The sequence below is a fragment of the Pseudomonas sp. W22_MBD1_FP4 genome (assembly GCF_052113765.1).
GTDB lineage: Bacteria > Pseudomonadota > Gammaproteobacteria > Pseudomonadales > Pseudomonadaceae > Aquipseudomonas > Aquipseudomonas sivasensis.
In genome coordinates this window covers 356,310-373,076 of sequence record NZ_JBGQOI010000004.1, presented here as the reverse complement: position 1 = coordinate 373,076, position 16,767 = coordinate 356,310, and the positions used below count along the sequence as shown (strand labels likewise).

General features: G+C 61.4%; 17 protein-coding genes. 4 read left to right on the top strand and 13 right to left on the bottom strand.

Features of this window, described 5'->3' with window-relative positions:
• Positions 1-235: 235 nt before the first annotated feature.
• On the top strand, positions 236-550 hold the full coding sequence (locus ACEN2T_RS08565; protein ID WP_032886408.1) for a DUF3509 domain-containing protein: 315 nt from the start codon (positions 236-238) through the stop codon (positions 548-550).
• On the opposite strand, the gene ACEN2T_RS08560 is transcribed toward ACEN2T_RS08565, so the two are convergent.
• Positions 547-1,035 (bottom strand): phosphate-starvation-inducible protein PsiE, encoded by a 489-nt coding sequence (locus ACEN2T_RS08560; RefSeq protein ID WP_057724703.1) that lies wholly within the window; start codon positions 1,033-1,035, stop codon positions 547-549. The two genes, ACEN2T_RS08565 and ACEN2T_RS08560, sit on opposite strands and share 4 nt — an antisense overlap.
• A 248-nt stretch (positions 1,036-1,283) precedes the next feature.
• Between ACEN2T_RS08560 and ACEN2T_RS08555 the strand changes: the two genes are divergently transcribed.
• Positions 1,284-1,544 carry a YebG family protein gene (locus tag ACEN2T_RS08555; protein ID WP_003171979.1) on the top strand — a complete coding sequence of 87 codons (261 nt, stop codon included), beginning with the start codon at positions 1,284-1,286 and terminating at the stop codon, positions 1,542-1,544.
• 54 nt (positions 1,545-1,598) lie between these two features.
• Here the strand turns inward: ACEN2T_RS08555 and ACEN2T_RS08550 are convergent, their stop codons facing one another.
• The gene (locus ACEN2T_RS08550; RefSeq protein ID WP_032886406.1) at positions 1,599-2,618 is read right to left on the bottom strand and encodes a Glu/Leu/Phe/Val dehydrogenase family protein; all 1,020 of its coding nucleotides are present in this window, start codon (positions 2,616-2,618) and stop codon (positions 1,599-1,601) included.
• Between the two features lie 185 nt (positions 2,619-2,803).
• Here ACEN2T_RS08550 and ACEN2T_RS08545 point away from each other — a divergent pair, with 185 nt between their 5' ends.
• On the top strand, positions 2,804-3,607 hold the full coding sequence (locus ACEN2T_RS08545; protein ID WP_032886404.1) for a SirB1 family protein: 804 nt from the start codon (positions 2,804-2,806) through the stop codon (positions 3,605-3,607).
• Between the two features lie 24 nt (positions 3,608-3,631).
• Here ACEN2T_RS08545 and ACEN2T_RS08540 read toward each other — a convergent pair whose 3' ends face one another.
• The 4 genes from ACEN2T_RS08540 to hmgA form a co-directional block, all read right to left on the bottom strand.
• On the bottom strand, positions 3,632-5,002 hold the full coding sequence (locus ACEN2T_RS08540; RefSeq protein WP_032886402.1) for an MFS transporter: 1,371 nt from the start codon (positions 5,000-5,002) through the stop codon (positions 3,632-3,634).
• Between the two features lie 96 nt (positions 5,003-5,098).
• Positions 5,099-5,734, bottom strand: coding sequence for a maleylacetoacetate isomerase (gene maiA, locus ACEN2T_RS08535; protein ID WP_095183901.1), 636 nt, complete (start codon positions 5,732-5,734; stop codon positions 5,099-5,101).
• A 12-nt stretch (positions 5,735-5,746) separates the two neighbouring features.
• Positions 5,747-7,033 (bottom strand): fumarylacetoacetase, encoded by a 1,287-nt coding sequence (fahA, locus tag ACEN2T_RS08530; RefSeq protein WP_099601174.1) that lies wholly within the window; start codon positions 7,031-7,033, stop codon positions 5,747-5,749.
• A 3-nt stretch (positions 7,034-7,036) separates the two neighbouring features.
• Entirely contained in the window at positions 7,037-8,320 is a 1,284-nt protein-coding gene (gene hmgA / locus ACEN2T_RS08525) for a homogentisate 1,2-dioxygenase (RefSeq protein WP_032886398.1), read from the bottom strand.
• 120 nt (positions 8,321-8,440) lie between these two features.
• Between hmgA and ACEN2T_RS08520 the strand changes: the two genes are divergently transcribed.
• Positions 8,441-9,220, top strand: a complete 780-nt coding sequence (locus tag ACEN2T_RS08520) for an IclR family transcriptional regulator (protein ID WP_032886396.1) — start codon at positions 8,441-8,443, stop codon at positions 9,218-9,220.
• Between the two features lies 1 nt (position 9,221).
• On the opposite strand, the gene dacB is transcribed toward ACEN2T_RS08520, so the two are convergent.
• From dacB to ACEN2T_RS08485, 7 genes are all read right to left on the bottom strand, one after another.
• Complete coding sequence (dacB, locus tag ACEN2T_RS08515) at positions 9,222-10,667, bottom strand: D-alanyl-D-alanine carboxypeptidase/D-alanyl-D-alanine endopeptidase (RefSeq protein ID WP_442116562.1); 1,446 nt, start codon at positions 10,665-10,667, stop codon at positions 9,222-9,224.
• A 242-nt stretch (positions 10,668-10,909) separates the two neighbouring features.
• Positions 10,910-13,327: a TonB-dependent siderophore receptor gene (locus tag ACEN2T_RS08510; protein WP_442116561.1), complete on the bottom strand. Its 2,418-nt coding sequence runs from the start codon at positions 13,325-13,327 to the stop codon at positions 10,910-10,912.
• A gap of 108 nt (positions 13,328-13,435) precedes the next feature.
• Positions 13,436-14,371, bottom strand: coding sequence for a glutathione S-transferase family protein (locus ACEN2T_RS08505; RefSeq protein ID WP_442116560.1), 936 nt, complete (start codon positions 14,369-14,371; stop codon positions 13,436-13,438).
• Positions 14,372-14,447: 76 nt separating this feature from the next.
• Entirely contained in the window at positions 14,448-14,723 is a 276-nt protein-coding gene (locus ACEN2T_RS08500; protein WP_032886393.1) for a GIY-YIG nuclease family protein, read from the bottom strand.
• A 36-nt stretch (positions 14,724-14,759) separates the two neighbouring features.
• Positions 14,760-15,230 (bottom strand): nuclear transport factor 2 family protein, encoded by a 471-nt coding sequence (locus ACEN2T_RS08495; protein WP_032886392.1) that lies wholly within the window; start codon positions 15,228-15,230, stop codon positions 14,760-14,762.
• Between the two features lie 96 nt (positions 15,231-15,326).
• Positions 15,327-15,962 (bottom strand): response regulator transcription factor, encoded by a 636-nt coding sequence (locus ACEN2T_RS08490; protein ID WP_032886391.1) that lies wholly within the window; start codon positions 15,960-15,962, stop codon positions 15,327-15,329.
• A gap of 206 nt (positions 15,963-16,168) precedes the next feature.
• Positions 16,169-16,525 (bottom strand): hypothetical protein, encoded by a 357-nt coding sequence (locus tag ACEN2T_RS08485; protein ID WP_260368202.1) that lies wholly within the window; start codon positions 16,523-16,525, stop codon positions 16,169-16,171.
• Positions 16,526-16,767: the final 242 nt, after the last annotated feature.

The window sequence follows — 16,767 nt, the reverse complement described above, 5'->3', positions numbered from 1 at the left end:
GTCCTTCAGCCAATAAATGCTCGGCTGAAGGACCGCTATCGGGAGCAAGCCCCCTCCCACATTGGGATCACGGCGCCTGGAAGGCCGCTGTACGGCACGCCCCTTGCTGTACAGCTCATGAGGTAAACGGAATTTGTACAACCTCAGCGACGGAGTGGCCGGTGGTCAGGAGACGCGAACTAATCACGACACCGGTCGTCAATGACTGCATGTTCTTATCAGGCGGTAACGCACCATGGACAATCCTTTTCAGATCATCACCGACACCTTCACCCCAAAATACCGCGTCAACCTGAGTATTCAACGGCTGGACGGCAGCATCATGCTCACCCTCTCGAATGAGGATGGCGTGGTGGCCAAGCGCATGATCAGCGCCGCACAACGCAACGACCCGCAACGGCTCAAACGCCTGGTGCAGAGCATCCAGTTCGGCATTGCCATCGAGCAAGGCCACAGTGCCATGGAGATCCTGGCGGTGATGACGGATGGCGATCACAAATTATTGCAGCGACCGCCCACCCGCCCTCTGCCCTTCAGCGTCGGGCTTTAAAGCTCGCCCTTCTCGGTTTCCAGGCTCGCCTCGCCCTTGCGACGCGGGCCTTCCACCTTCACCGACGGGAATGCCGACGAGGCGTAACGCACCACCAGAATCGCGAATGCCAACAGCAAGATCCCACCGCACAGGTAAATGATGCCCACGTCTGGCGGATTGTGGTGGGACACGTTGGAGATCAGCAGACGCGTCAGCGCAGTGATTGCCACGTAGATCAGGAAGCGCACTGGCATGTGGTTGGTCTTGAAATAAATCCCGACCATGGCGCCCAATTCCAGATAGATGAACAGCAGCAAGATGTCATCGATCTTGATGTGTCCGTTCTCCAGCATCCCCAGAAATTCCATCACCGCCGCCCAGGCGGTCACCGCACCAATGGCGAACAGCGCCAGGTAGTGGAACGACTCCACAAACAGATTGCCCAGCGATTCAGCCAGCCCATGGACTTGCTGGCGCAGCTTTTCGGCCCAGTTGATTTTCACGAGGGTACTTCCTTAGGTCGATTCGACCGGATAATGCGGGTTGGACGTGACGGTTGTTCTGCATGCAGAAAAAAGGCCAGAGGCAGGGATAAGATGATGGCGGGGTGACATGAGACACGCCAAACCTGTATTTACGGGCTACATTAAAAAACTGCTACCCAAACCACACGGTTTGGCTTACCCTTTTAGCTGTATATAAATACAGTAGTCGCAAAAGACAACTATCGTGAAGGCATGTGAGGTGGTGAATGGCCGTCGAAGTGGTATACCGCAGCAGCCGAGATCTGGAGCGTTTGTTCATGGATAAAGCCGAAGCTGACCGTCATGACAAAATGCTTGAACTCGCTGAGTTGCTGGCAGAAGTGTTGCAAAAAGCCGTGCCGTCCCTGAGCGAGCAGCAGGTGGAAGAAGCCGGGATCTACATGGCGAAGAATCGCGATGTATTTGCCAAGGCGTTCAAGAGCCAACCGGATGCGTTGTCCGAGTTGCTCAACGCAGCGGCGGAATAAAGTCCGAATTGAACAGGCCCTGAATCAATGATTCAGGGCCTTTTTAATGCCTGATCATCCGTAAAGCAGGCGCTCGGCGAGTTCATCAGCCACACGTGCTGGGGAGCGTTTTTCCGCCTGGGCGTGGGCGTAGATTTCGGTCAGGCGTTTGCCGATGTTGGACAGGTGCGCGGTGATGGTCGGCAGTTCGGCCCCGCTGTGCTTGAGGGCGACGTAGATCAGGCCGCCTGAGTTGATCACGTAATCCGGGGCGTAGAGGATGCCGCGCCCTTCCAGTTGGTCGGCCACTTGCAGGTTGGTCAGTTGCGCGCTGGCGGACCCGGCCACGGCGGCGCAGCGCAGTTGCCCGACGCTGGTGCGGTTGAACACTGCCCCAAGGCCACAGGGCGCGAGGATGTCACAGGGCGTGCTGAGCAAGGCGTCGTTGGCGATGGGGTGCGCGCCCAGTTGTTCCATGGCCAGTTGCACTTTGCCGTGGTCGATGTCGCTGACCAGCAATTCAGCGCCGGCGGCGTGAAGTTGTTCAGCCAGTGCGTAACCGACGTTGCCCAGGCCCTGGATTGCCACGCGCAGCCCTTCAAGGTTGTCGCTGCCCAGGCGGGCCATGGCAGTGGTGCGAATACCGGCGAACACGCCCATGGCCGCATGGGGCGATGGATCACCGGCGGCGGTCGTGCTGGTAACGAAGCGAGTGTGCTGGGCGATGCAATCCATGTCGGCCACCGAGGTGCCACTGTCGACAGCGGTGATGTAGCGGCCGTCGAGTTGTTCCACGCAACGCCCAAAGGCTTCAAACAGCGCCGCACGGTTTTCCACATGGGCGGGGCGCAGGATCACCGCGGTGCCGCCACCCACCGGCAACCCGGCCAGGGCGGCCTTGTAGCTCATGCCCTGGGCCAGCCGCGCAGCATCCGCCACGGCGCTTTCGTCGTCGGGGTAAGCGATATATCGACAGCCGCCCAAGGCAGGCCCCAGGCGGCTGTTGTGAATGGCGATGACCGCCTTGAGCCCCGTGACCGGGTCGACGCTCAGGTGCAGCGATTCAAGGCGGGTGCTGTGCATGAGAGCAAACATCGTCAAGCTCCCGAATCACTTCTGGTGTCGCCAAGTATAGGCTTGCGGTAGAAAACTGCCGAAGTGCACTGGAATAAGCCGCCCGGTTTTGCAGGGCTTGCGACATAAGCGCGCGGGAAATTTCTTAAGGCACTGGACGAATATTCCCAGCAAGGCTAAAACGAGGGCATCCGCCGGAGAAAGCAATGAAGCCCCGCCAAGCCTTTTTCGCCTGCCTGCAACGTTCGCCGCCGGCGCTGTTCGAAGCGGCGTTATGGATCGCCGCCGAGCACGATCCTTTGGTGAAGCCGCTGGAGATTCTGCAGAACCTGACCTCACTGCAACAACAGATCAGCCTGAGCATGCCCATGTTGCCAGCGGATGAACTGGGTCAACCGCTGCTGCGGTGCATGAATGACCTGGGGTTCGCCCAGGATGACTTCACACCGCTGCGCCCCGCCGCCGCCCTGCTGGACAAGGTGCTACAGCGCAAACGCGGGCAGCCCTTGGCCATGGGGTTGATTGCCATGGAGTTGGCACGACGCCTGGATATTCCGATGGTTGGCGTCAATTTCCCTGGGCACTTCCTGCTGCGAGTGCCCGGTGCCGATCACCTGCTGGACCCGTGCGGCGGCCGACGCCTGTACCCCAACGATTGCCGAGAGCTGCTGCAACGCCAATATGGCCCCAACCTCACGTTGCAGGCCGACCACCTGCACACCGCCGATCCGCGTTCGATCCTGCAAAGGCTTTCGCGCAACCTGCGCCAATTGCATCTCTCCAACGACAACCCGCTGGCCGCCCTGGTAGACGCCGAGCGCGTGCTGGAACTGGGCAGCGCCAACGCCGCCGACTACCTCGCGCGGGCCAGTCTGTATCAACGCCTGGACTGCCCCAACGCCGAGCGCTTTGACTTGGAACACGCCCTGATGCTCAGCGAAGACCCGATCCAACGCCTGCGCCTGACCGAGCGCCTGGGGCACCTGCCGCCCAACTCAGTGGTGCATTGAATAGCGTGACCATCGGGAGAATCCTCAGTGATTCGCCGGCGCTTTCAGAATATCGCCAGGCAGGGGGCTTACAGGCGCATCGCGCCCTGGCGAACGCACCTGAATAATCAACAATGCCGCCATCACAGCCGGAATCGCGCAAAAGAAGAAAATCTGCTGCACCGGAATATGCATCGCCAGCAACATGCTGCCAAACAGCGGCCCCAGGATCGAGCCGAAACGCCCCACGCCCAACGCCCAGCCCGTACCGGTGGCGCGCACGTGTGCGGGGTAGAAATTGCTGGCGAAGGCATTGAGGGTCAGTTGCCCACCGATGATGCAGAACCCCGCCGCAAACACGCAGGCCACCAGGTAACGCGGGTTGTCGTGGTTCAGCCCCAGCAGAATGGTACACACCGCCGCTGCCGCCAATACGCCAGACAGCAGGCGCACCTTGCTTTTGAGCCGGTCGGCAAACCAGGCCATGCCGATAGCGCCCAAGGTGCCGGCGAACAGAAACATCGACGTCACCAGGTTGGCTTCCTTCAACGCCAGGCCGCTCTCCAACAGCAGCGACGGTAACCAACTGATCATGAAATACAGCAGGATCAGGCTGACAAAAAAGGTCGACCAAATCAGCACGGTCGGACGCGCATAGCCGTTGCGAAACAGCTCCACCACCGTCAGTTTGCTGCCCTGTTCTTGCAGGTTTTCTGCCGCGCTCGCCAGCGGCGGCTGCCAGTCGGGCAGCATACGCCCGGTCACTTTGCGCAATCGCACGTACGGTGGAGCATCCCGCAGCAAGCGCGGCAAGGACTCAGGCAACAGCCACACCAGAAACGGAAACAGCAGCAACGGAGTGACGCCACCGGCCAGAAACACCGCCTGCCAGCCGAAGTTGTCGATAAACCCCGCCGCCACGAACCCACCGGCCGCACCGCCGAACGAGAAACCACACGCCGCTAAGGTCACCATCAAGGTGCGCAGGCGCGGTGGGGAATACTCCGACATCAACGCCATGGCGCTGGGCATCGCACCGCCCATGCCGATACCGCAGATAAACCGCGCAGCCATGAGGGAGGTCAGTGAGTTGGCGAACACCATCAGCAGGGTCAGGCAGGCATAGATCAACACGCAGCCCAGCAGGATGCGCCGCACGCCAAATCGGTCAGCCAGAGGCGTTACCAGCAGCGAGCCCAATGTGAGCCCCAACAGGTTGGCGCTGAACACCGGGCCGAACGCGGCTTTTTCCAATCCCCAATCCGACGCCAGGGCCGGCACCACGTAACCTAGCACCTGGGCATCGTAGCCATCGGTGACCAGTAGCAGCGCCAGCAACAGGAGGATCAACCACTGATAGCGCGACACCGGACGGGCGTCGAGTGCCGCGCGAAAGCTGGCAATCTGATTGTGCATCGCAAGGTACCTGTTTATTTTTATTTGAAGTGACACAAATCCAATGTGGAAGGGGGCTTGCTCCCTCTCACATTGGGTTCTGTGCAAACCTGAACATCACGGGGTATCAGGTTGATTCGCGGGATGGGCCTGAATAAACGCCGGATGCTGCGCCGCCAAGCCGGCCACCCGCCCAATGCGCGGATAAGCCGCCAACGGCACCTTGAAGCGCTCCGCCGCATAGAGCTGGGGAATCAGAAACGCATCCGCCATCCCAGGCTGTTCGCCAAAGCAAAACCCGGTATCGCCAATCAACTGTTCCACCGCGCCCAGCCCCTGGCTGATCCAGTGGCCGATCCACTCCAACACCTTGGCCTCATCGTGCCCCCATTGGCGCAGCAGGTTCTGGGTGCTGGAGTTGTGCAGCGGGTGGATATCACAGCCGATGATCGACGCCACCGCGCGCTCGTGGGCGCGGGTGGCCAGGTCTTTGGAGAGCAGCGGCGCCTGTGGATAACGTTCGTCCAGGTACTCGATGATCGCCGGCGACTGAATCAACAGCTCGCCGTCATCGGTGCGCAAAGCCGGCACACGGCCTTGCGGGTTGATAGCCAGGTACTCCGGCTGACGATTGGCACCGCCTGCCGGGGCCAACAGGTTCACCGGTATCGCCGTGAAATCCAGGCCCTTGAGGGCCAAAGCGATACGCACCCGGTACGACGAAGTGGAACGATAGTAGGTATAGAGTTCCATCACCCTGCCCTCTTAACGTGCGGCGACCACAGTGCCACGGCATTCGCCGAAGCCGATGGAGGCGAACCCTTCGCGGGTGCAACGGGCACGCAGGATGACTTCATCACCATCCTCCAGGAACCTGCGCACTTCGCCCGACGGCAATTCGATGACCTTCTTGCCGCCTTCGGTCATCTCCAGGAGGCTGCCGAACTGCCCGGCCTCAGGGCCGGACAAAGTGCCGGAACCGAACAGATCACCCGCCTGCAACTGACAGCCGTTGACGCTGTGGTGTGCCACCAACTGCGCGACGGTCCAGTACATATGCAGGCTGTTGCTCAGGGCCAGGCGATGGGCCGGCAATTTCTGTTCGCGCATGGCAGCGGTGGTCAGCAGCACTTCCAGTTCGATATCCAGAGCACCGGCGGCCTGATCACGTTTATCCAGCAAGTACGGCAGTGGTTGAGGGTCGCCCTCGGGACGAGCGGGTTGCGCCTTGCGGAACGGCTCCAGCGCTTCGGCCGTGACGACCCAGGGCGAAATCGTGGTGATGAAGCTTTTCGACAGGAACGGCCCCAGCGGCTGGTATTCCCAGGCCTGAATGTCCCGCGCGGACCAGTCGTTGAGCAGGCAGAAGCCGGCGATGTGCTCGGCGGCATCGCCGATGGCAATCGAGTCGCCCATGGCGTTGCCCTGGCCGATCCAGATGCCCAGCTCCAGCTCGTAGTCCAACCGTGCACAGGGGCCGAAGGTCGGCTCGGTCTGGCCAGCGGGCAGGGTCTGGCCCTTGGGACGGCGCACATCGGCGCCGGAAGCGCGAATGGTCGAAGCGCGGCCGTGATAACCGATCGGCACGTACTTGTAGTTAGGCAGCAAAGGGTTGTCGGGGCGGAACAGCTTGCCGACGTTCTGCGCGTGCTCGATGCCTACATAAAAGTCGGTGTAGTCGTTGATCCGGGCCGGCACATGCATCTGGCAATCGGCGGCAAGGTGCAGCACCTGCGCCTCACGCGCTTGCAGCGGGCTGCCTTCACCGAGCAACTCCAACAGGCGTTCCCGCAGGGCAACACGCGGGCCACGGCCCAGTTCGAAAAACGCGTTCAACTGCCCGCCCGCTGTCGCTTCAACCGCTCGGCGTGCCTCACCTTCAAATGCATCCAAAGCGGCCTGCAGGTCGAAAATATAGTCGCCAATCGCCACGCCACTGCGGGGGGCCGAACCGTTGATGCTGAACACGCCCAGTGGCAGGTTCTGCAGTGGAAAGTCGCGGTGACCGTTGGCGCAGGCCACCCAGCTGCGGGTAGAAGTGGGCTGAGTCATGGGTTATCTCCGGTTCGGGTTGAAGGTGTTGGGCAGCGAGGCCCAGCACGCGTCGTAAGCAGGTTGTAGTTGCGGGCAGTCCAGGGCGAACTGAGTGGGACGCAGCACTTGGCTGGTCTCGAACATGAAGGCCATGGTGTTATCGATCTTGTGCGGCGCCAACTCGACGTTGATGGCCTTGGTGCAGGTCTCGCCGTCCGGACCGTGGGCGCTCATGCAACTGTGCAGTGACGCCCCGCCCGGCAGGAAGCCTTCGGCCTTGGCGTCGTAGGCGCCCTGGATCAGGCCCATGTATTCGTTCATCAGGTTGCGGTGGAACCACGGCGGGCGGAAGGTGTTTTCGGCCACCATCCAGCGTGGCGGAAAGATCACGAAGTCGAGGTTGGCCAGGCCGTGCACGCTGGTAGGCGAGGTCAACACGGTAAAGATCGACGGGTCCGGGTGATCGAAACTCACGGTGCCGATGGTGTTAAAGCGGCGCAGGTCGTATTTGTACGGCACGTTGTTGCCGTGCCAGGCGACCACGTTCAGCGGTGAATGGTCGAGTTCACAGGCCCACAGTTCACCGAGGAATTTCTGAACCAGGGTTGTAGGCTGCTTCAGGTCTTCGTAGTGGGCAACCGGAGTGAGGAAGTCGCGTGGGTTGGCCAGACCGTTGCTGCCAATTGGGCCAAGGTCCGGCAGACGCAGCGGCGCGCCGTGGTTTTCCGCCACATAACCGCGTGCGTGCGCATCCAGCAGTTCGACGCGGAATTTAAGACCGCGCGGCAACACCACGATTTCCAGCGGCTCAACATCCAGCACACCGAGTTCGGTGGCGACACGCAAGCGGCCCTGCTCGGGGACGATCAACAGTTCGCCATCAGCATTGAAGAACACGCGTTCCATCGAGCGATTGGCACGGTAGGTGTAGATGCTGATGCCTGAAGGCTTTTCTGACCCGGAGTTAGCCACCATCCCAACAAGGCCGTCGATGAAGTCCGTCGACTCACTCGGAATATCCAGCGGGTTCCAGCGCAGACGATTGGGCGTCACCGCGCCCAACGGGCCACCGGCCAGTTGCCGTTCCAATTTGACGAACGCCGGGTGATTGGCCGACGGCTGGATGCGGTACAGCCAAGTGCGGCGGGCTTCGCTGCGCACCATGGTGAAGGCGGTGCCGGAGAACAGTTCGGTATACAGCCCGTAGGGCGCTTTTTGCGGGGCGTTCTGGCCGACCGGCAATGCGCCGGGCAGCGCTTCGCTGGCGAATTCATTGCCGAAGCCCGAAAGGTATTCGAGGTTCATGGAGCATCCTCTGTACGGAAGTTGTTTTTATCGTAATCGAGTTACGCATAACGTAATTTGATCACTATCGACCGTCAAGCTATAAAGACGCCCATTCATCTCTCGGATCCTCGCCCTTCCATGGAAAAGCCTCGCGACACCGGTAAACAAAAAGTCCGCTCGGCCGAAGTGGGCACCGATATCCTCAAGGCCCTGGCCGAGTTGTCGCCCGCCACGTCGCTGTCGCGCCTGGCCGAACATGTGCAAATGCCGGCAAGCAAAGTTCACCGCTACCTGCAGGCGTTGATCGCGTCGGGTTTTGCCGAACAGAACACCGCCACTAACCACTATGGCCTGGGCCGCGAAGCGCTGCGGGTGGGCTTGGCGGCGCTGGGCAGCATGGACGTGCTGAAAGTCGGCGCGATGCCCCTGGCAGAGTTGCGCGATGACTTGAATGAAACCTGCTTTTTAGCGGTGTGGGGCAACCAGGGCGCGACCGTGGTGCACATCGAACCGGCGGTGCGTGCGGTTACGGTGGTGACGCAGTTGGGCTCGGTATTGCCGCTGCTCAGTTCGTCCACCGGACTGGTGTTCAGCGCGTTCCTGCCAACGCGGGAAACCGTGGAATTGCGCGAGCGTGAGATCCAGGCCGGTATCGCCCATGCCCTGGCGGACGACCAAACCTACGCAACCACCTGCGAGCAGATCCGCAGCCGTGGCCTGCACTTTGTGCATGGCCTGCTGATGCCGGGGGTGGACGCGCTGTCAGCGCCGGTGTTCAACGCGGTCGGGAACGTGGCGGCGGTGATGACCGTGGTCGGCCCCACCTCGCTGTTCCACGCCGACGAAGATGGCCCGGCGGCGCAGCGTCTGCTGGCGGCGACCCAGGCCGTGAGTTGGCGGATGGGCTATCAACCCTGAGCTAGTCGTGCCATTGGGTCAGGGCCTGCACGACACGGTTCTCCAACGCGCGAATGGGCGCGGCGTCACTCACGTAGTTATTGCTGATCATCGAGAACACCAGGCGCCGCCCCTCGGCATCGGTGATATAGCCGCTCAACGATGACACGCCGGCCATGGAGCCGGTCTTGGCGTGCAGGTTGTTTTCAGCTGCGGTGCCGCGCAAGCGATAGCGCAGGCTGCCGCCGGTCATACGGTCGGCGTTGCCGGCAATCGGCAAGGCGCTGTACCAGGCATCGAACCACGGTTGTTTCGCGGTCGCGAGCAGCAGGTCCGTGAGGTTCTGCGACGACACTAGGTTACGCCGCGACAAGCCCGAGCCGTCCACCTGGACCAGCGTCGACGGGTGCATGCCCTGGCGTTTCATAAACGCCGCTACCGCTGCCACACCCGCCTGCGCTGTGCCCGCGTTGGCGGTCTTGCGCCCCATGGCTTTGAGCAACGCCTCGGACATGTTGTTGTTCGAGAGTTTGAGTAGTGGCGTGATCAGTGCCTGCAACGGTGCCGACTGATGCTCCGCCAGCACCCTGGCCGTCGCCGGGCTTGCACCGCCAATCACCCTGCGCCCCATCACCTGGATGCCCTGCTGCGCCAATGCCTGCTCGAACAGATTGGCTACCAGTTGCGTCGGCTCCCACACACTGACCCACTGCCGGCTTTGTTTGCCCGGCGCCAGCGCGCCAGTGAGTTGCAGCACGTTGGTGCCGTGCTGACGAGTGATGCCATAGCTGTTGCCGGGGCCGCTGACGGCGCGGTTACTGAGTTGTACGTAATCGGTGGGCGGGCTTATAGAAACAGTCACCGGCTGGCCGGAAATGACCGGCGCCTTAGCCGTGACGATCAAGGTGCCCGCGTCAAAATCCGTATTGGGCGATACCGTCAGCGCGGAAATCTGCGCACCGTAGTAGGTGCTTTCGTCATCCTGGGCCCAGTCAACGCCCAGGCGCTCGGCGTCGAACCAGGTGTCGTCGAACACCAAGTCGCCCTGCACCTGGCGCACGCCCTGGCTCGCCAGTTGGGCGGCCAATGCCTGGTAGTCGGAAAACTGTGTGGTCGGGTCGCCAAGGCCACGCAGGTACAGGTTACCGGTCAGGCGCTCACCTTGTTGCGGGCCGTCGCTCAACAGTTGCGTGGAGAACCGGTACTGGGGCCCCAGCACATCCATTGCCGCCGCCGTGGTCAGCAATTTGAGGTTGGACGCGGGAACCATGCGTGTGCGCGGGTTGTGCTGATACAGGGTGCTGCCACTGCGGGCGTCGCGCACCATGACGGAAACCGTGGCGCCGTTGAGGACAGGATCGGCCAGCAGGTGATCCAGTGTTGAAGGCGTGGACGGCGGCGAAACACTCGCACAGCCGCCCAGTAAAACGCTCAGGCACAGCAGGTGTAGCCATCTTCCAAAGTGCATCAGTACTGTGTTCCGCAAAGCCATTAATGGCCGCAACGCTAACAGCTCCGTACCTTTGTGGCGAGCGGGCTTGCCCCGCGCTGGGTGGCAAAGCCGCCCTTACTGATGCCGCCGCGTTCTTTCAGGAACACCGCAGAATCTGTTTTGGGGCTGCTTCGCAGCCCAACGCGGGGCAAGCCCGCTCACCACAGGAAGCCTGCCCACCACAAGGAGCACACTTGCCATAGGGAGCCCGTCAGGTTTTAGAACTCCAGCGTACTGGACACCGACACCTGCCGCGCATCACCAATGGACACAAACAACCGGCTGGCCGCGGAGGTGTAGTAGGTGCGGTCGAACATGTTCTTCACGTTGAGCTGGAACTTGACCTTCTGCCCTTCGATCTTGGTGTCGTAGGTGGCAAACGCGTCGGCCACGGTGTAACCCGGCAGATCGAAATCGTTGGCGGCGTCGCCGGCGCGTTCGCCGACGTAGCGTGCACCCGTGCCCACGCGCAGTTGATCGCCACCAAAAATGCTGCCGAAGTCATAGGCCACCGACAGCGAGCCGGTGTGCTTGGCCACGTTTTGCAGGCGGTTGCCTTGCAGGGTCGGGTCTTTGTCCTTGATGTCTTCGGCGTCGGTGTAGGCGTAGCTGCCGATCACGCTCCACTTGTCGGTCAACTGGCCGCTGGCATCCAGTTCCAGACCACGGGACCGCACCTGGCCAGCGATGCTGTAGATGGTGTTCGCGAGTGATCCCACCGACACCAGCACGTTGCGCTTGTCGATGTTGAACAGTGCCGCGCTGGCGGTGACGCGTCCTGGAATATCGAGCTTTGCGCCCAACTCCCACGACTTGGATTCTTCTGGCGTAAGGTCACCGGTCAGCGTGCTGCCATCGGCCAGGGCGGCGATGGTGGAGTTGGGTTTAAACGACTCGGTGTAGCTGCCGTAGAACGACAACTCATCGGTGTAGCGATACACGAGCCCCGCACGCGGCACCCAGGCCTGGCCGTTGCCATTGGTGTTGGCCTTGAACGGCACGCCTTTGCCGGCGTATTGGTCGTACATCTGGTAGCGCGCGCCCGCGACAAAAATCCACTGGTCGGTGAGATGAATCGCGTCCTGGAAGAACAGCGAGTCGCTGCGCAACAGGTCGGTCTGGGCGCTGTCGGCGGCGCTGACCGTGGTGCCCGCGACTTCGTTGCCGTACACCGGGTTGTTGTAGTTGAACGTCGTGCGCGAGGCCTGGCGAATCAGGTCGGCGCGGTAAACCTTGCGGTACTCATCGTCCATGCCGAATACCAGATCATTCTGCAGGCCGAACACATTGACCTTGCCTTCCAGGCTGACGGTGGTGAAGCGGTCGGTGGTGATCGCGCCCTGAGTGCCGTCCATCTTGCGGGTCAGGGTTCCATCCGTGTTCACCGCGCTGACGCGCACTTGGCTGGCGTCGTAGGTTTCGCGATTCCAGCTGTAGCCGAAGTGGGCTTTCCAGTCGTCGTTCAGGTCGTGGTCGGCTTCGAAGCGGTAAAGGTCGGAGCGGCCTTCCATGTTGTTGAACGGTTCATCCAGGCGCCGGGTGGATGGAATGTCCAGCGGATGATTGGACTTGTCGATGGCGGTGCCACGGTCGAACGGCGAGAGAAACTCGCGGTGTTCGTAGGCGAACAAGAGCTGGGTGCTGTCGCCGTACCAAGCCAGGGACGGCGCGACCAAGGTCTCGCGGTGGGTGCCGAAATTGCGCCAGTAGTCCTCGTCTTCATGATCGACGATCAGCCGATAGGCCAGGCCCGAGTCACCGATGGGACCGGTGGTGTCGAGGCCGCCACCGCTGCCGTTTTTGCCGTTGCCAAAGGTCGAGCCGCGCACGGTCAGGGCAGTGGATTGGGTCAGTTCGGGCTTTTTGCTGACGATGTTCACCACGCCCCCCGGATCCTGGATGCCATACAGCAGCGACGACGGGCCCTTGAGCACTTCGACACGCTCCGCCGTGGCATTCAAGGCGCGGCCCTGCACCACCGGCATGCCGTCACGCATGATCGAGCCGTTACGGTTGTCGCCAAAGCCGCGCAGCATCACGGCGTCCTGGGTGCTGGCCAAGGTGTTGGCCTGGGTGATGCCGCTGATGTTGCCCAGGGCGTCATCCAGGTTGCGTGGGGTCTGGTCGCGCAGCACTTGGGCCGGCACCACGTTGACGGTTTGCGGGGTTTCCAGCAGCAGGGCACGGGAGCGCATCACCGAACTGGTGGGTGGCGGCTGGTAGCTGGTGCTGTCCTGGGTTTGGCCGACGCCACTGATGGTGGTAGCGCCAAGGTTGACTGCGCCATCGGTCGGCACCGGCTCAAGCGCCAACGTGCGGGCGTCGATCTGGCGGAAGGTGAAGCCGGAGTTACCCAACAAGCGTTGCAGGGCCTGGGTCGCGCTCATCTGTCCGCTCACGGCCGGGGCGCTGAGGCCGTAGGGCGCTTCATCGGTGTAGATCACGCTGATTCCGGTGACCCGGCTGAAATCACTCAGAGCCTGGGGCAGCGGTTTGGCAGCCAGGGCAAACGTGAACTGAGCGCTTTGCTGCTCCTGCGCCTGAGCCACGCACAGGGGCAGCAAGGCCAACCCCGATACCGCCAATACCGAGGCTCCCAGCCACTGTTTAACCAAACCGCCCGCCGTCGACTTCATGCTGTGAGAACCCGTGTAGAAAACGCTGTTAATGCGAATAGATCGCAGTTTCAAGCACTACACGGATGGGCCACCGGTTTACCTCACGTTTATTTGCAAATATTTTTCTTATTGCGCCTGAATGCGAAAAGCAAAGCGCGGGAAGTGCACGTGCACGGTGCCGCCACGCGGGTCGGTGCGGCGCAGGATCAGCTCTTCGCGCCCGGCAAAGAGCAATTCGCCGGCGACCGGGTCGACGCCGTAGTCGATGGCGCCGATGGTCACCTGCTGGCCGGCCTTGAAGCCATTCAGGTCCTCGAACACCTCGTCCGGCAGCGGCGCCGGAGTGGCGTCGCGCGCAATCTCCAACGCCTGCTCGGCAGTCATCTGGCTGGACGTGCCGTGACCAAAACCAAGCACACGCCCCAGCCACGCAGATACGGCCGGATACGCGTCCACCAACGGCGCGGTTACCGGCGTGGCCTTGAGGAACCACAACGGATGGGCCATAGCAAAGTCGGCAATCGACGGCTCGCCAAACAGGAAGTCCCCCGACTCACGCTGCAGTTGCTGCTCCAGCCGCGCCATGATCGCCGGCCATTGGTGCTTGGCCAGCTCAGTCGGCAGCTTGCTCGCGGTGCCGCCACTGAACAGCGCGGCGCGGTCGGCAAGAAACGCCTTGATCACTTCCGGTGGCAGCTTGCCAAAACGCACCGCCACCGATTCTGGCTGGAACACCAGGCTCACCGCGTGGGCAAACACCACGCTGTCGGCCCAGGTGGCGAAGGTTTGGGTGATCATTTCCTGGCCCAGCGGGAACAGCGCCGGCGCAGCTTTTTCCTGCTCAAGGCGACGGGCGATCAAGGCGGTGTCGCAATAGATATCGGCGCCCACTTGCAGCACTGGGGTTTTGCGATAGCCACCGGTGAGGGCCGTCAGGTCCGGCTTGGGCATCACCGGCGAGATATGCACCGAATGCCAGGACAAACCTTTGAAACCCAGCAGCAGCCGAGCTTTTTCCGCGAATGGGGAGGTTGGGTAGTGGTGCAGGATGAGTTCAGACATGCCGGGGTCCACTTGGAAAAATGAACCCGCAGCTTAGCGCGCAACGGGCTATGGCGGCGTGATGGGAACCCATCAGTCAGATCAATGAGCCCTGCGCCGCCAAACACTCCTTGGCACTCTTCTTCAGCTTCTTGATCAACCGCTCCTGGCGCAGCGCCTCGCCCTTGCTTGCGCATTGCTCGGTGTATACCAGCGCCACGGCCGGGCTGGACAGGAAGAACCGCGCGCCCTTGCCGCTCTGGTGCGTGGCGAAGCGGCGCAGCGGATCATTGCTGATGCCGCAATACAGCGAGCCATTGGCGGCGCGCACCAGGTAGACGAACCAGGGCTTGGGTGGAGGAAGATCAGTCACAGTTCATGTCGGCAAGCCAGAGGAGCGCCAATCTTATCAACGCCCGGCCTGAAATGCCTTGAGGCCTTTGCGTGCTTGGGCGCGGACGGCATTTTTCAAGGCCGGCGACCAGCCCAGCAACAGGCCCTTGATACCCAACGCCTGGCGCGACCAGCGCCACAGGTCGAAGTGGTCGTGGTGCTCACAGATCTTGCCGTCGCGGAACACGAACCGCGCGCCGATATCGTTGACCACTGTGTTGCCGGTGGCACTGAACAGGTAAGTCGCCACCCAATGCGCACTGCCGGTGGTGTCATCGCTGCGTACATGGTCGAACGTCAGGGAGAAATCCTTGGCCCGCGTGGTCAGCATGCGCCACATGTCGCCCGCATCACGGCCGCGCAATTCGCCGAAGGCCGGGTCGCTGAACACAACGTCGTCGGTGTAGCAGGCGGCCATGGCCTCGGCATCCAGGCGCTGGAAGGCGCTGTAAAACTCAGTAATCAAGGCGTTGTGGGCATCACTCATGGGCAGCTTCCAAACCTGGGGTTGTAGGCCGCTCAAGATAGTCTGCGCACCGGCAAAACTCTATCGGCATTTGCACAGGTGATGACGGCCCAAACCCTAGGGCACCATGCCGCAGCTGCGGGCGTAGGCGAACAGGTCGACGTCGGTGGAAATGCACAGCCGGCTCATGGCCGTGCTTTTCTGTTTACTGATCGTGGAAATACTGCGATTGACCCGCGCCGCGATCTGGCTGACGGTCATGCCGCTGGCGAGCATGCGCACCACTTCGCGTTCCTTGCTCGACAATTGCGGCTGTTGCGACTGATCCCCCGTGCCTGCCTCCTCCATCTGCGCGCGCAGGCATTCACTGGCGAAGGTCTGGCCTTTGATCACGGTGCTGATCGCAACCGGCAGCTCCCGGGCCGACGCGCTCTTGGCGACGATCGCCCGCGCGCCATGGGCGAACGACGCACGCAGCGTCGCGACATTGGCAAACATCGTGACCAGGATCACCGGCAAATCCGGATACTGGCGGCGCAACAGGCCCAGCAGTCCGTAACCGTCCGCCTGCTGACCGCCCGGCATGGCGAAGTCGGTCACCAGCACATCACAGGCGACGGTCTCCAATAACCGGAGCAATTCATCGGGCCCATCGGCCTCGCCAACCACTTTGCATTTACCGCCCGCCTCAATCACCACCCGTTGGCCGATACGCACAATGGGATGATCGTCGGCAACAATTACACGAAGCATAAATACCCACGAATGATGGCAAAATGAATTCGCGCAAAAATACCCCTGTCCAAGCGGCTCAACAACTACCTGACGCGACACGCTTCGGACCGCGCCCAGCAATTGATAGCCAATAACTTCATGCCTACAACATAAAAAGAAATTACCTACATCCAAAACCTAGTACACATCCGAACAGCATCTTGCGAACTTCCAGGCAGCACTATTCATAACCGACTCAGATAACGGATGTAGACATGCAAGTTGCGCTGAAACGCTTGCAAATGCGGGGTACTGGCCAAGACGCCTCGGGCTTTGACATGCGCGATCAGTTGCTCGCCACTCAATTCCAGGTCAGCGCCCCCCACGAACGCCAGACTCCCCACCAAACGGTGCAGGCGCTCTACCACCAATGGCGCATCGGCGCTGGCCCGGGCCTGGTCAAGCAAAGCGTCATCTTCCCGTGCTTCATTGATCAGGCTCACCAGCACGCGGTTCACCACCTCATCACTGCCGAAAATCTCGATCAGGCTGCTGCGTGTCGGCCAGGCGGTCTGGCGCGCACCATCAGCGGGGCCCTCCATCAACGGTGGCGAGAGCAAAGGTGTCAACTTCAGGACAGGTACTGGATTAAAAAATACCCTTGTCACCAGACTCACCTCAATGCGCTTACATTAATTTTCAAGCCCATGGGTTCTCGGCACACATCGTGAGTGGGTGAAAGGCTTTAACAGCCAACCGAGAACAACGTGCGACACTTGCGTGACACTCACATGACCATTAATAAGCAGCGACAAATAACGGTTTACCTATGAACCTGGCGATA